The organism is Rhodoferax sp. (assembly GCF_018780565.1).
Classification (GTDB): domain Bacteria; phylum Pseudomonadota; class Gammaproteobacteria; order Burkholderiales; family Burkholderiaceae_C; genus Rhodoferax.
On sequence record NZ_JADMJN010000010.1, the window covers coordinates 284,403 to 297,669 of the forward strand.

At 60.2% G+C, this 13,267-nt stretch carries 13 protein-coding genes; 7 read left to right on the plus strand and 6 right to left on the minus strand.

The features are described from left to right. Positions 1-23: 23 nt before the first annotated feature. Complete coding sequence (locus tag IV109_RS15355; protein WP_296698355.1) at positions 24-1,349, minus strand: AmpG family muropeptide MFS transporter; 1,326 nt, start codon at positions 1,347-1,349, stop codon at positions 24-26. A 44-nt stretch (positions 1,350-1,393) separates the two neighbouring features. Between IV109_RS15355 and IV109_RS15360 the strand changes: the two genes are divergently transcribed. Further along, positions 1,394-2,227 carry a M48 family metallopeptidase gene (locus tag IV109_RS15360; protein WP_296698360.1) on the plus strand — a complete coding sequence of 278 codons (834 nt, stop codon included), beginning with the start codon at positions 1,394-1,396 and terminating at the stop codon, positions 2,225-2,227. 31 nt (positions 2,228-2,258) lie between these two features. Here the strand turns inward: IV109_RS15360 and IV109_RS15365 are convergent, their stop codons facing one another. Together IV109_RS15365 and IV109_RS15370 are read right to left on the minus strand one after the other, a co-directional pair. Beyond that, positions 2,259-2,897 carry an MBL fold metallo-hydrolase gene (locus IV109_RS15365; protein ID WP_296698365.1) on the minus strand — a complete coding sequence of 213 codons (639 nt, stop codon included), beginning with the start codon at positions 2,895-2,897 and terminating at the stop codon, positions 2,259-2,261. 55 nt (positions 2,898-2,952) lie between these two features. Continuing rightward, the gene (locus IV109_RS15370; RefSeq protein WP_296698370.1) at positions 2,953-3,738 is read right to left on the minus strand and encodes an exodeoxyribonuclease III; all 786 of its coding nucleotides are present in this window, start codon (positions 3,736-3,738) and stop codon (positions 2,953-2,955) included. A 10-nt stretch (positions 3,739-3,748) separates the two neighbouring features. On the opposite strand from IV109_RS15370, the gene pyrE reads away from it, so the two are divergent. Both pyrE and IV109_RS15380 read left to right on the plus strand, forming a co-directional pair. Next, complete coding sequence (pyrE, locus tag IV109_RS15375) at positions 3,749-4,471, plus strand: orotate phosphoribosyltransferase (protein WP_296698375.1); 723 nt, start codon at positions 3,749-3,751, stop codon at positions 4,469-4,471. A gap of 34 nt (positions 4,472-4,505) precedes the next feature. Continuing rightward, complete coding sequence (locus IV109_RS15380; protein WP_296698379.1) at positions 4,506-5,174, plus strand: DUF4124 domain-containing protein; 669 nt, start codon at positions 4,506-4,508, stop codon at positions 5,172-5,174. 36 nt (positions 5,175-5,210) lie between these two features. On the opposite strand, the gene gatB is transcribed toward IV109_RS15380, so the two are convergent. From gatB to gatC, 3 genes are read right to left on the minus strand one after another with little or no spacing between them, the layout of a single operon-like run. Next, a complete protein-coding gene (gatB, locus tag IV109_RS15385) occupies positions 5,211-6,701 on the minus strand; it encodes an Asp-tRNA(Asn)/Glu-tRNA(Gln) amidotransferase subunit GatB (protein WP_296698382.1) in 1,491 nt (496 codons plus the stop codon). Between the two features lie 2 nt (positions 6,702-6,703). Continuing rightward, positions 6,704-8,188: an Asp-tRNA(Asn)/Glu-tRNA(Gln) amidotransferase subunit GatA gene (gatA, locus tag IV109_RS15390; RefSeq protein ID WP_296698384.1), complete on the minus strand. Its 1,485-nt coding sequence runs from the start codon at positions 8,186-8,188 to the stop codon at positions 6,704-6,706. A 41-nt stretch (positions 8,189-8,229) separates the two neighbouring features. Beyond that, positions 8,230-8,529 carry an Asp-tRNA(Asn)/Glu-tRNA(Gln) amidotransferase subunit GatC gene (gene gatC, locus IV109_RS15395; protein WP_296698386.1) on the minus strand — a complete coding sequence of 100 codons (300 nt, stop codon included), beginning with the start codon at positions 8,527-8,529 and terminating at the stop codon, positions 8,230-8,232. Between the two features lie 201 nt (positions 8,530-8,730). Between gatC and IV109_RS15400 the strand changes: the two genes are divergently transcribed. Genes IV109_RS15400 through mrdA form a run of 4 tightly spaced genes read left to right on the plus strand, consistent with a single transcriptional unit; the run spans position 8,731 to position 13,253 of the window. Further along, the gene (locus IV109_RS15400) at positions 8,731-9,774 is read left to right on the plus strand and encodes a rod shape-determining protein (RefSeq protein WP_296698389.1); all 1,044 of its coding nucleotides are present in this window, start codon (positions 8,731-8,733) and stop codon (positions 9,772-9,774) included. Between the two features lie 15 nt (positions 9,775-9,789). After that, complete coding sequence (gene mreC, locus IV109_RS15405; RefSeq protein WP_296698392.1) at positions 9,790-10,710, plus strand: rod shape-determining protein MreC; 921 nt, start codon at positions 9,790-9,792, stop codon at positions 10,708-10,710. After that, entirely contained in the window at positions 10,707-11,237 is a 531-nt protein-coding gene (gene mreD, locus IV109_RS15410) for a rod shape-determining protein MreD (protein WP_296698395.1), read from the plus strand. Before mreC ends, mreD begins: the two co-directional genes overlap by 4 nt. A 12-nt stretch (positions 11,238-11,249) precedes the next feature. Then, positions 11,250-13,253, plus strand: a complete 2,004-nt coding sequence (gene mrdA, locus IV109_RS15415) for a penicillin-binding protein 2 (protein WP_296698400.1) — start codon at positions 11,250-11,252, stop codon at positions 13,251-13,253. Positions 13,254-13,267: the final 14 nt, after the last annotated feature.

The window sequence follows — 13,267 nt, forward strand, 5'->3', positions numbered from 1 at the left end:
CGCGTCAAACGCATGGCCGAAGGTCACTGGCGCCTGACCCGGGAAGCCAGCCACACCAGCACAAGCACGGGCACACCCAGCAGGGCGGTGGCAACGAAGAAGTGTTGATAGCCATATGCATCTACATAGCGACCCGAATAACCCGCCAGGAATTTGGGGGCTAGCAACATCATAGAACTGAACAATGCGTATTGGGTAGCAGAGTAGTTGACATTTGTCAAGCCAGAGAGATAGGCAATAAATGCCGCCGATGCGATGCCGCTGGACAGGTTGTCCGCAGAGATCACAAAGATCAGGGCCGTCACATCGTGGCCCCGGGTGCCAAGCCAGGCGAACAGCAGATTGCTGGCAGCGCCCAGCACAGCCCCCAGCATTAACACCCGCATCACACCCAGCCGCATAGACAGCACCCCCCCCACAAACGCCCCGACCAAAGTCATGATGACGCCGTAAATCTTGGTCACCGCCGCCACTTCGTCCTTGGTGTACCCCATGTCGACGTAAAACGGATTGGCCATGATGCCCATGACAACATCGCTGATGCGGTAGATCCCGATCAGCGCCAGAATCAGCAGGGCTTGCCATCGGTAACGCTGCAAAAAATCGGCAAACGGTTGAACCAGCGCGCCATGGAGCCATTCGGCCGCATTCCGGGCGGGCGCTAACTCCCGCCGCAGAGGTTCAGGCGACAACATCACGGTCAGCATGCCCAGCAACATGCTGCCCGCCATGACCAGGTAAGCCGCCTGCCAGGCGCCGAACTGGTAGGCGGGAAGACCCGCCACTTCGGCGCGTGCAGCAAGCCACAACACACCGGCGCCCGCCCAGATCATGGCCAGGCGGTAGCCGGTTTGGTACGACGCTGCCAGTGCGGCCTGGCGATCAAGGTCGGCCGATTCGATGCGAAACGCGTCCAGGGCAATGTCCTGCGTGGCTGACCCCAGGGCCACCGCCAAAGCACCCCAGACAACCGGCTGCAGGGCCACCCGGGGGTCATTGAACGACATCGCCACCAGACCCAGCAAAATGGCAACTTGTGAAACCAGAAGCCAGCTGCGCCGACGTCCCATCCAGCGCGTCAGAAAGGGAATCGGCATCCGGTCAACCAGGGGTGCCCAAACCCATTTGAAGGCATAGGCCAGGCCGACCCAGCTCAGGTAACCAATGGTGGTACGGTCAATGCCCGCCTCGCGCAGCCAGAAACTCAAGGTGCCCAGCACCAGAAGCAAAGGGAGACCGGCAGAAAAGCCCAGCAACAGCATTCGCACCGTGGGCGGCTCCAGGTAGACCTTGAAGGTGGTCACCCAGGAGGGCTTGATTTGGCTGGCATCGGGAGCACTTGGTGTCATGCGGGAATAATACGCGCAGCCTTGTGCACTTTTTCAAATCGAACATGAACACTCACCAAACCCTTCGCCGCCATCCGATCCGGCGTTTGACACTGCTGCTGGCCCTGTGCGGGGTGATTGCGCCTGTGGCCCTGGCGCGCGAAGGTGTCGAGGTGGGCGGCAATTCTGCTTTCAGCAAGCTGGTGCCGGCCGAGAGCGTGGAGCGCTCTGCTGGGCAGCAATACACCCAGATGCTGCAACAGGCTGCCGCAAAGAACGCACTGGCCCCCAAGGACCATCCCCAAGTGCAACGCCTGCGAGCCATTGCCAAGAACATCATTCCCTTTGCCATCGCATGGAATCCGCGCGCCCGGGACTGGCACTGGGAAATCAATCTGATCGGCGGCAAGCAGGTCAACGCGTTTTGCATGCCGGGTGGCAAGATTGCCTTTTACAGCGGCATCCTGGATCAGCTCAAGCTGACCGATGACGAGGTGGCCATGGTCATGGGGCACGAGATTGCCCACGCCCTGCGCGAACATGCCCGCGAGCGCATGGGCAAGAACGCCGCAACCGGGCTGGGTGCCAACTTGTTGAGCCAGTTCTTCGGTTTTGGACAGGTTGGACAGACCCTGACCAACTATGGCGCCCAACTGCTGACCCTGGAGTTCAGCCGCGAAGACGAGTCCGAAGCTGACCTGGTAGGCATGGAACTGGCCGCCCGTGCCGGCTACAACCCCAGGGCCGGCGTCAGCCTGTGGCAAAAAATGGGCGCCCTCAGCAAGGGGGCACCACCACAATGGCTGTCGACCCACCCCTCCGGCAGCACACGCATCGCCGAGATTGAGGCCAACTTGCCCAAAGTGATGCCGCTTTACGAGCGGGCGAAAAAAGGATAACGCTCAACAGCCCACCACGTGGGCAGGCGCATCAGGTGCCGCCCACGTAGGGGTTGGTTTTGCGTTCGCGCCCAAACGTGCTCTCCGGGCCATGACCCGGAATGAACACCGTGTCGTCGCCCATGGGCCACAGGCGCTGCACGATGCTGGCAATCAGCGTGTCCTGATCGCCCTGCGGGAAATCGGTGCGCCCAATCGATCCGGCAAACAAAACATCACCCACAAAGGCCCGTTTGGCTTCGCGCGAGTGAAACACCACATGGCCCGGCGTGTGACCGGGACAGTGGCGTACCTCCAGGGTGCAATTACCCACCGTCACTGCGTCACCGTCAAACAACCAGCGCGTGGGCACAAACGCGTCCGCGTGAGGCAGGCCAAACATCCGTCCCTGTTCTGGCAAGCCATCAATCCAGAACTGATCCCCCGGATGTGGACCCACGATGGGTAGATGAAGCTGCCGCGCCAACTCAGCCGTTCCGCCTGCGTGATCGATGTGGGCATGGGTCTGCCAGATCTGCGTCAGCGTCAGACCGAGTCGCTTGACCTCGGCGAGCAGGCGGTCAAGATTGCCTCCCGGATCGATGACGGCGGCTTGCAAGGTCTCGTCGCACCAGACAATCGAGCAGTTTTGCTGGAAGTCGGTCACTGGAACAGTCAGGTAGCGCAACATATTGATGGTATTTTAGGCCTCTGGCCCTTATGGAATATACGTAATATGCTATTGATTAAATAGCATATTCAATCGTGATGGGTGCATGGTCCGAGAAACGCTCATCTTTGTAAATACTCTCGGACCGCGCACAGGCAGCCAAAGCCGGCGTTGCCAAATGGTAGTCCAGTCGCCAGCCTACGTTCTTGGCATAAGCCTGGCCCCGGTTGCTCCACCAGGTGTAGGCTTCATCGGTGGCCGTGGGCTGCAGTTGTCGGTAAACGTCCACCATGCCGGCTTCATTCAGCAGCTTGGTCATCCAGGCGCGCTCTTCGGGCAAGAAGCCCGAATTTTTGCGATTGCCTTTCCAGTTCTTCAGGTCGATTTCCTGGTGCGCGATGTTGACGTCGCCACAGAGAATGAACTCCCGCTCTGATTTGAGTTGCGTCAGATGCGGATACAACTCGTCGAGAAAACGGAATTTGGCCTGCTGCCGCTCTTCCCCGGAGGAGCCACTGGGAAAATAGCAGCTGATGATGGACCGCTTGGTGCTGGCCGTATCAAAGCGCAGTTCCACGTACCGCCCCTCGGCATCAAAATCGGCCGAGCCGTAACCCACCACCACCTCACTGGGTTCGTGCCGGGTGTAGATGCCCACGCCCGAGTAGCCCTTCTTCTCGGCAAAGTGAAAGTAACCCTTCAGATCAGCCAGTTCTTCAAACCGGCCCTTCACATCGTCGGCCTGCGCCTTGACCTCCTGCACACAAATACAATCAGGCCTGGTCTTTGCCAGCCAGGCTTCAAGGCCTTTGGTCGTGGCCGAACGGATACCGTTAAGGTTGAGGCTGGTCAATTTAAACAAGGAATTCCCCATGTCAGAGAGTGTTGCAACAGGTACCGGGTCCAACCCACCAGCACGGGACGCATTGGCCCAGGATTTTGTGCAGTTTGTGCTTGACTGTGGCGTTCTGCGCTTTGGTGAGTTCAAAACCAAGGCAGGCCGTATCAGCCCCTACTTTTTCAATGCGGGCCTGTTTGACGACGGTGCCAAGCTGGGACGGCTGGCGCAATTTTATGCGCAACGCCTGGTGCAAAGCGGCATCGAATTCGACATGATCTTTGGCCCGGCCTACAAAGGCATTCCACTGGGCGCGGCCCTGGCCATTGAGCTGGCACGCCTGGGACGCAATGTGCCCTTTGCCTACAACCGCAAGGAAGCCAAGGACCACGGTGAGGGCGGCTCGCTGGTGGGCGCCCCCTTGAAGGGGCGCGTGCTGATCGTGGACGACGTGATGTCCGCCGGCACCGCCGCACGCGAATCGATTGCCATCATCCGTGCGGCCGGCGCCACGGCGCATGCCGTGGTCATTGCACTGGACCGCCAGGAAAAGGCGACTGAAGATGGCGTGGATGTGGCGCACAGCGCGGTCCAGTATGTTCGCAAGCAGCTCGGGCTAGAGGTTTGCTCGATTGCGAAGCTCACGGATTTGATGCAGTATCTGGAAAACCACAGCGCAGGCGACGCCGGTAAACTGGCGGCGGACCATCAACGCGTGCTGGCCTATCGGCAACGATACGGCGTGGAGGAAGCTTAAACATGATCACATCTGGGGGTACACCTTGAGGAAAGTGTCGACGGTTATTGTCAAGGGCATCTTGCTGATGGCGGGCGTGTCTGGCATGTCTTCGATCCAGGCTCAACAAACTCAAGTTCAGGGCATTTTTACCTGCGTCGACGCGCGGGGGCGCAAACTGACATCGGACCGCCCCATCCCCGAATGCACGGACCGGGAACAAAAGGTCCTGAACCCCAGCGGCACCGTCAGAACCAAGGTGGGACCGACCCTCACCGTCCAGGAACGCGCCGAACAGGAGGCCCGGGACAAGGCCGAACTCGAAGACCGGACTCGCCTGATTGAAGAAAAACGGCGTGAGCGCGCGCTGCTGATCCGCTATCCCAACAAGATCGTGCATGACAAGGAACGCGCGGAGGCTCTGGTGCAAATCGGGGTGGTGCGCCAGGCGGCGGTCAACCGTGTGGAAGAGTTGTTGCGTCAGCGCAGTGCGCTGAATGACGAGATGGAGTTCTACAAGAAAGACCCCTCCAAAGCGCCCCCCGCACTACGCCGCCAGGTGGATGAGGTGAATCAGAGCCTGGCCGTGCAGGGACGCTTCATTGCGGACCAGGATGGCGAGCTCCGACGGGTCAACTCACGCTTTGACGAGGAGCTGGTGCGCTTGCAGCAGCTCTGGGCCAAGCATTCTGCAGCGCCTGGCGCAACTGGCAAGACCCGTTGATGTTCGACGGGGCTGACAACCCCGTCTGGCACATGGTCAGCCCAGCTTCGCCTTGAGCAGATCGTTGACCTGCTGCGGATTCGCCTTGCCCTTGCTGCCCTTCATGATCTGGCCAACCAGCGCATTGAGCGCCTTGCTGTTGCCCGCCTTGTATTCCTCGACGTTTTTCGGGTTGGCCGCCAGCACCGTATCCACGATTTTTTCCAGCTCGCCGGAATCATTCATCTGCTTGAGGCCGAGCGATTCAATGAGAGCATCAACGTCGTCGCCCTGGCCGTTCCAGATGGCATCGAATACCTGCTTGCCCGCATTGTTGGAGATCGTGCCGTCGCTGATCCGGGTCACGATGTTGGCAAGCTGTCCAGACGAAACCGGGGACTGCTTGATACCGAGTTCGCCGGCATTCAGACGGCGGGACACCTCGCCCATGATCCAGTTGCCTGCCAGTTTGGCCTGCCCGCAGGCCTTGACCGCAGCCTCAAAATAGGCCGCTATCTCACGGCTTTGCGTCAGGGCGGTTGCGTCGTACTCGGACAGGCCATAGTCGGCCACAAAACGTGCCGCCATCACACGCGGCAACTCCGTCATCTCGGAGCGCACGCGCTGCACCCACTCGTCCGCAATCACCAGCGGCGGCAAATCGGGGTCGGGGAAATAGCGGTAGTCGGCGGCATCTTCCTTGGTCCGCATGGCGCGTGTCTCGCCGGTGTCGGGATTGAACAGCACGGTGGCCTGCTGGATGGCATGCCCGTCTTCAATCTGCTCGATCTGCCAGCGCACCTCATAGTCGATGGCCTGCTGCATGAACTTGAAACTGTTGAGGTTCTTGATCTCACGCCGCGTCCCCAAAGCCTCACCAGGCTTGCGCACCGACACATTGGCGTCGCAGCGGAAGCTCCCTTCCTGCATGTTGCCGTCGCAAATGCCAATCCAGGTCACGATCTTGTGCAGTTCCTTGGCATAGGCCACCGCCTCGGCGCTGGAGCGCATGTCCGGCTCGGTCACGATCTCCAGCAAAGGTGTGCCGGCGCGGTTCAAATCAATGCCGGTCTGGCCCACGAAATCCTCATGCAATGACTTGCCCGCATCTTCTTCCAGATGGGCGCGCACCAAACGTACCGATTTCTTCTCATCGCCCAGAAAAAATTCGACGTCACCGCCCTGCACCACAGGGATTTCAAACTGGCTGATCTGATAGCCCTTGGGCAGATCGGGGTAAAAATAATTCTTGCGCGCAAAAATGCTGCGCGGTGCGATGTGGGCGCCGATCGCCAGACCCAACTGGATCGCGCGCTCAACGGCGCCCCTGTTCATCACCGGCAGGGTGCCCGGCAGGGCCAGGTCCACCGCACAGGCTTGCGTGTTGGGCTCGGCGCCAAAAGCGGTCGCTGCACGGCTGAAAATTTTGGACTGGGTCGACAACTGCGCATGGGTCTCGAACCCAATGACAACCTCGTACCCCATCACCAACGGTGGCTTCTTCGCCGCTGACGGCGACGACGGTTCTTTTTCAACGGACACGTTCATACTCAAAATCCCCTGGGCTTGGCACTGTGCCACTCTGTGGCTTGCTGGAAGCGGTGCGCCACATTGAGCAGCTTGGCCTCCTGCATGTAATTCCCGATCAGCTGCATGCCAACAGGCATCTCACCCGCACCGAAACCAACCGGAATGCTCATGCCCGGCAAGCCGGCCAATGAGCCCGGCAGCGTGAAAATATCAGCCAGGTAGCTGGCCACCGGGTCTTCGCTTTTGTCACCCAGCTTCCAGGCCACGGTGGGCGCCACCGGCCCGGCAATCACGTCGCACTGTTTGAAGGCTTGCTGGAAGTCGTCTGCAATCATGCGCCGGATTTTCTGGGCCTGCAGGTAGTAGGCGTCGTAGTAACCATGTGACAAAACGTACGCACCGATCATGATGCGACGCTTGACCTCGTCACCAAAACCTTCGGCGCGGGTCTTTTTGTACATGTCGATCAGATCGGTGTATTTTTCCGCGCGGTGGCCAAATTTCACACCGTCAAATCGGCTCAGGTTGCTGGACGCTTCGGCCGGGGCAATGATGTAGTAAACCGGAATGGACAGCTCGGTGCGGGGCAGCGAAATCGGCACCAGCCTGGCGCCCAGTTTTTCATACTGCGTCAGGGCCGCCTCCACGGCTGCGCGCACGTCTGGAGCCAGACCTTCACCAAAGAATTCCGCAGGCACGCCAATACGCAGGCCGTGCACGCTGTCGGTGAGCGAACGACTGAAGTTTTCTTCAGGCACATCAAGCGAGGTGGAGTCCCGGTCGGGGTCCGGGCCACACATGGCCGACAGCAGCAAGGCGCAGTCTTCAGCGGTACGTGCCATCGGCCCGGCCTGGTCCAGACTGGACGCAAAAGCCACCATGCCATAACGCGACGCCCGGCCATAGGTGGGCTTGATGCCGGTGATACCGCAAAAAGAGGCGGGTTGGCGAATCGAACCACCCGTGTCGGTGCCGGTGGCGGCTGGAACCAGGCGCGCCGCCACCGCAGCAGCACTACCGCCGGAGGAGCCACCCGGCGTACGGGTCGCATCCCATGGGTTTGCGACTTTGCCAAAGGCGGAGTTTTCATTGGCCGAGCCCATCGCAAATTCATCGCAATTGAGCTTGCCCAGGGTCACCACGCCTTGCTGCGCCAGCTTGGCAACCACCGTGGCATCAAAAGGCGAACGGTAATTGGCCAGCATTTTGGAGCCTGCCGTGGTCACAAAATCCTGCGTGACAAAAATATCCTTGTGCGCCAGCGGCACGCCCAGCAAGGCCTGCGCTGCACTGGCGGTGCCGGCGGCCAGCGCCGCGTCGGCGGCGCGTGCCTGGGCCAGCGTTACGTCTTCGTTGGTGTCGAGAAACGCCCCCAGGGATGCATGGGTCCGGGCTCGGGCCAAAAAATGCTGGGCGGTTTCGACGGCGGAGACTTTGCGCTCGCGCAGCTGAGTAGCCAATTGGGCCACGGTGAGGTCGTGTAATGCGGAGTTATCGTGCGTCATGCTTTGGACAGGTATTTCGCTGTGAAGGGTTGGCTGGCGCGTTACTCGATCACTTTGGGAACGAGGAACAGCCCGTTTTCGACAGCCGGGGCGCTGCGCTGGTTGGCCTCGCGGTTATTGGTCTCGCTCACCCGGTCCTCGCGCAGGCGCAGGGCAATGTCCTGAACAGCGGCGACGGGATGGGACAGGGGCTCAATACCGGTGGTGTCGACCGCGCGAATTTTTTCAACAATGTCAAAAAAACCATTGATTTGTGTCAGCATGCGCTCACTTTCCGCTGGCTTTAGCTCCAGTCGGGCAAGATTGGCAATGCGGGCGATGTCAGCAGAAGTCAGGGACATGGCGTATCTTCATTGGAAACGGGTTGTAAAACACCTCTAAAGAGGCATCACCGGTTATAGGTTTCACAGGGGATAGGGTATTATCCCGCCTTTGGCCGCCTGTCTGCGACCCAGCAGGTTTATGCCAGAAAAATACGATTTTGAACCAGTCAACATGGTGACGGCGGGCCGAAGTGCACGCTGTGCCCGAGAGGAATATTAATGTTTGGAGCATTCCGTCAGTACTTCTCCACTGACCTGGCGATCGACCTTGGCACCGCCAACACCCTGATTTTTGTGCGTGGTCAGGGCATTGTGCTGGATGAGCCCTCGGTGGTTGCCATCCGTCACGAAGGTGGACCTCAAGGCAAGAAAACGATTCAGGCGGTAGGCAAGGAAGCCAAGGCCATGCTGGGCAAGGTTCCCGGCAACATCGAAGCCATTCGCCCCATGAAGGACGGCGTGATTGCCGACTTCACCGTCACTGAGCAGATGCTCAAGCAGTTCATCAAGATGGTGCACCCGCGCAGCATCTTCCGGCCCAGCCCGCGCATCATCATTTGCGTGCCCTGTGGCTCCACCCAGGTGGAACGGCGCGCCATTCGCGAGTCGGCACTGGGTGCGGGCGCACGTGACGTGTACCTGATCGAAGAACCCATGGCAGCGGCCATCGGTGCCGGCCTGCCCGTCAGCGAAGCCAGTGGTTCCATGGTGGTGGACATCGGCGGCGGTACCACCGAGGTCGGCGTGATCTCGCTCGGCGGCATGGTCTACAAGGGCAGCGTGCGGGTGGGCGGCGACAAGTTCGACGAAGCGATCATCAACTACATTCGCCGCAACTACGGCATGCTGATTGGCGAGCCCACCGCGGAGTCGATCAAGAAGAAGATTGGTTCTGCCTTCCCCGGCAGCGAGGTGCGTGAAATGGAAGTCCGCGGCCGCAACCTGTCCGAAGGCGTACCGCGCAGTTTCACCATCTCCAGCAACGAGATTCTGGAAGCCCTGACCGACCCGCTCAACAACATTGTGTCAGCGGTCAAGAATGCGCTGGAGCAAACCCCCCCCGAGTTGGGCGCCGATATTGCCGACCGCGGCATGATGCTCACCGGCGGTGGTGCACTGCTGCGTGATCTGGACCGTCTGCTGGCCGAAGAAACGGGCTTGCCCGTGCTGGTGGCCGAAGATCCCCTGACCTGTGTGGTTCGGGGTTGCGGCATTGCGCTGGAGCAGATGGAGCGCCTGGGCTCCATTTTCACCAGCGAATAAACCTCAGGTACAGCGATGCCACTGGGTACGCTGGACGGCACACCGCCCCCCTTCTTCAGACAGGGTCCCTCGGCCCTGTCAAAACTGATTTTCTTCAGTGTTCTGGCACTGTTTTTAATGGTTGCCGACGCGCGCTTTCATGTCGCACAGCCGCTGCGCGTGGGTCTGGCCGCTGTCCTCTACCCGGTACAGTGGCTGGCCATGCGCCCGGTGCAGTGGATTCGCGGAGGTGGCCAGTATTTTGAATCCCTGAGCGCGGCCCAGGCCAGCGAGGCTGCAGCTCACCGCAAACTGGCCACACAATCCCAGCGCGCCAATCAGGTTGAACAACTCATGCTTGAGAACTCGCGCCTGCGCGGGCTTCTGCAACTGAGAGAAAGAGTGGCCATGCCGTCACTGGCGGCACAGGTGCTCTACGACGCCGCCGACCCCTATACACACAAGGTCATCATCGACAAGGGTTTGCTCGATGGCGTCGGCGCTGGCTCGTCGGTCATGGATGAAATCGGCGTACTGGGCCAGGTGACGCGTGTCTACCCCATGGTCAGCGAAGTGACGCTGGTGACCGACCGCGACCAGGCCATTCCGGTACTCAACACACGCACCGGAGCCCGGGGCCTGGCCTTCGGCGACCCCACATCACGCTCGGGTGCGCTGGAGCTGCGGTTCATGGCGGCCAACGCCGACGTCCAGGCCGGTGACCTGCTGACCACCAGTGGCGTGGACGGCGTTTACCCACCCGGCCTGCCTGTGGCACGGGTCGAAAAAATTGAGCGCCGGGTCGACACGGCCTTTGCCCGGATCAGCTGTTCCCCGCTGGCATTGGTCTCGGGCGTTGGGCATGTGATGGTGCTCAAGCCCGTTGCGGCTCAGATTGCACCGCGTCCCGCCGCCGAAACGCCAGCAGGACCGGTTAAAAAAGGGGCTCGCAAATGATCATGCGTCCCGGGCAGCAGTTGCTATTGCCTGCCAATCCCTTGTTCATCTGGGGCACCCTGATGGTGGCGATGGGCTTCAACATGTTGCAGAACATGGGCTTGTGGGGACGTGCCGCCTGGACACCGGACATTCTGGCGCTGGCCTTGGTCTTCTGGAGTATTCATCAGCCGCGGCGTGTTGGCATTGGCGTCGCCTTTCTGTTCGGTCTTCTCACCGATGTGCATCAAGGCGCGATGTTGGGGCAGCATGCGCTGGCCTATACGGTTCTGAGCTTTTTTGCCATCGCCATTCATCGCCGCCTGTTGTGGTTCACTGTGCCGTCACAGGCTTTGCAGGTTCTGCCCTTGTTCGTCGCGGCACATGCTATCGAACTAACCGTTCGACTGATGGCGGGCAGTACTTTTCCCGGCCTCCTGATGTTGCTGGCCCCTGTGCTTGAATCACTGTTGTGGCCTGTCGTGAGCGTCATTTTGCTGCTGCCGCAGCGAAGGGCTCCCAACCCCGATGCGCACAGACCGCTTTAAGACAATAGCTACATGACGGAACTGCGCAATGTTGAGGCCGACCTGTCGCGCTTTCGCACGCGGGTGATTGCGGCCAGTCTGGCCGTCGTTATCGGGTTTGCGCTGCTGGCCTCGCGACTGGTGTACCTGCAGGTTGTGCGGCATGCCGATTTGCTGGAGCAGGCCGAGAACAACCGTACCGCCATTGTGCCGGTGGTGCCCAACCGGGGCCTCATTCTTGATCGCAACGGCATTGTGCTGGCCACCAACTACTCGGCCTATACGCTGGAAGTCACGCCCTCCAAGGTGGCCAACCTGGAGCAGACCATAGAAGACCTGACCCAGGTGCTGGACATTTCGACACGCGACCGGCGCCGTTTCAAGAAGCTGCTGGACGAGTCCAAAAGTTTCGAGTCGCTGCCTTTGCGCACCCGCCTCAGTGATCAAGAAGTGGCCCGGTTTGCGGCGCAGCGCTTTCGCTTCCCCGGCGTCGAGATCAAAGCCCGCTTGTTTCGAAACTACCCCTTTGGCGAACTGGCCAGCCACGTCATTGGCTATATCGGGCGCATCAATGAGTCGGAAAAAGAAAAGCTCGACGACTCGGAGGACCAAGCCAACTACCGCGGCACTGAATACATTGGCAAACTGGGCGTTGAGCAGAGTTTCGAGGCCCAGCTGCACGGCACCACGGGCGTCGACTCGATGGAGACCTCGGCCGGAGGACGCGCCACACGCCGACTGGCCAGCAGCCCCTCGACGCCTGGCCATACCGTCAAGCTGTCCATTGACATCAAACTGCAGCATATGGTGGAAGAGCTATTTGGCGAGCGACGCGGCGCGCTGGTGGCACTGGACCCCAAGACTGGCGAGGTACTGGCCTTTGTCAGCAAGCCCACCTTCGATCCCAACTTGTTCGTGGAAGGCATCGACAGCGAAAGCTGGCAGGCACTCAACGAATCACCGGACAAACCGTTGCTGAACCGGGCGCTACGCGGTACTTACCCGCCAGGCTCCACCTACAAGCCCTTCATGGCATTGGCCGCACTGGAAACCGGCTTTCGCACACCCGAGCAGTCCATTTCCGATCCCGGATTTTTCATGCTCGGCGGCCACCGGTTCCGTGATGACAAGGAGGGCGGCCACGGCACGGTCGACATGTACCGCTCCATCGTTCAGTCCTGCGACACCTATTACTACGTTCTGGCCAACGACATGGGTGTGGACCTCATTCATGACAATTTGCAGCGCTTTGGATTTGGGGAGCTGACTGGCATCGACATCTTCGGTGAGGTGCGCGGGCTGCTGCCATCCACCGCCTGGAAGCGCAAGGCCTACAAGCGCGCCGATCAGCAAAAATGGTATGCGGGCGAAACCATCTCGTTGGGCATCGGTCAGGGTTACAACAACTTCACCATGCTGCAACTGGCCTCAGCCACCGCCACGCTGGCCAACAATGGTGTCAAGATGAAGCCCCACCTGGTACGGGAAGTGGTGGATATCATGACGCATGCCCCCACCACCACCACGAGGGAATCGGTGGGGGAAGTGATTGCCAAAGCCGAGAACATCGCCATCATCAAGAACGCGCTGGTGGGCGTGAACATCGAGGGCACGGGCGCTGCCGCCTTTCGGGGTGCAGGCTATACCAGTGCCGGGAAAACCGGCACTGCCCAGGTGGTGCAAATCAAGCAGGGCGAAAAATATGTCGCCTCCAAGATGGAAGAGCGCTTTCGCGACCATGCCCTGTTCATGGCTTTTGCACCTGCGGAAGAACCCAAAATCGCACTGGCCATGATTGTGGAAAACGCCGGGTTTGGCGCTCAAAACTCAGCCCCTATTGCGCGCCGTGTTTTTGACTTCTGGCTGCTCAACCAATATCCCAGCGCAGAAGACATTACCGCCGTGCAAAAAGCCCAGGCACCAGCACCTATCGGCAAGCCGCGCACCCTCGCCGACATGCCATGGCCACCGCGTGCCGCCGTTTTGGGCGCCAGTTCCCCGGAAAAAGCCGCCAGCGCCGCAGCCGGCACCCGCTAGCGCAGCACAGGTGT

Bases quoted from the DNA above. Each gene is read 5' to 3' on its own strand.
- IV109_RS15355 (WP_296698355.1), bottom strand. From the start codon at position 1,349: ATGACACCAAGTGCTCCCGATGCCAGCCAAATCAAGCCCTCCTGGGTG.
- IV109_RS15360 (WP_296698360.1), top strand. From the start codon at position 1,394: ATGAACACTCACCAAACCCTTCGCCGCCATCCGATCCGGCGTTTGACA.
- IV109_RS15365 (WP_296698365.1), bottom strand. From the start codon at position 2,897: ATGTTGCGCTACCTGACTGTTCCAGTGACCGACTTCCAGCAAAACTGC.
- pyrE (WP_296698375.1), top strand. From the start codon at position 3,749: ATGTCAGAGAGTGTTGCAACAGGTACCGGGTCCAACCCACCAGCACGG.
- gatB (WP_296698382.1), bottom strand. From the start codon at position 6,701: ATGAACGTGTCCGTTGAAAAAGAACCGTCGTCGCCGTCAGCGGCGAAG.
- gatA (WP_296698384.1), bottom strand. From the start codon at position 8,188: ATGACGCACGATAACTCCGCATTACACGACCTCACCGTGGCCCAATTG.
- gatC (WP_296698386.1), bottom strand. From the start codon at position 8,529: ATGTCCCTGACTTCTGCTGACATCGCCCGCATTGCCAATCTTGCCCGA.
- IV109_RS15400 (WP_296698389.1), top strand. From the start codon at position 8,731: ATGTTTGGAGCATTCCGTCAGTACTTCTCCACTGACCTGGCGATCGAC.
- mreC (WP_296698392.1), top strand. From the start codon at position 9,790: ATGCCACTGGGTACGCTGGACGGCACACCGCCCCCCTTCTTCAGACAG.
- mreD (WP_296698395.1), top strand. From the start codon at position 10,707: ATGATCATGCGTCCCGGGCAGCAGTTGCTATTGCCTGCCAATCCCTTG.
- mrdA (WP_296698400.1), top strand. From the start codon at position 11,250: ATGACGGAACTGCGCAATGTTGAGGCCGACCTGTCGCGCTTTCGCACG.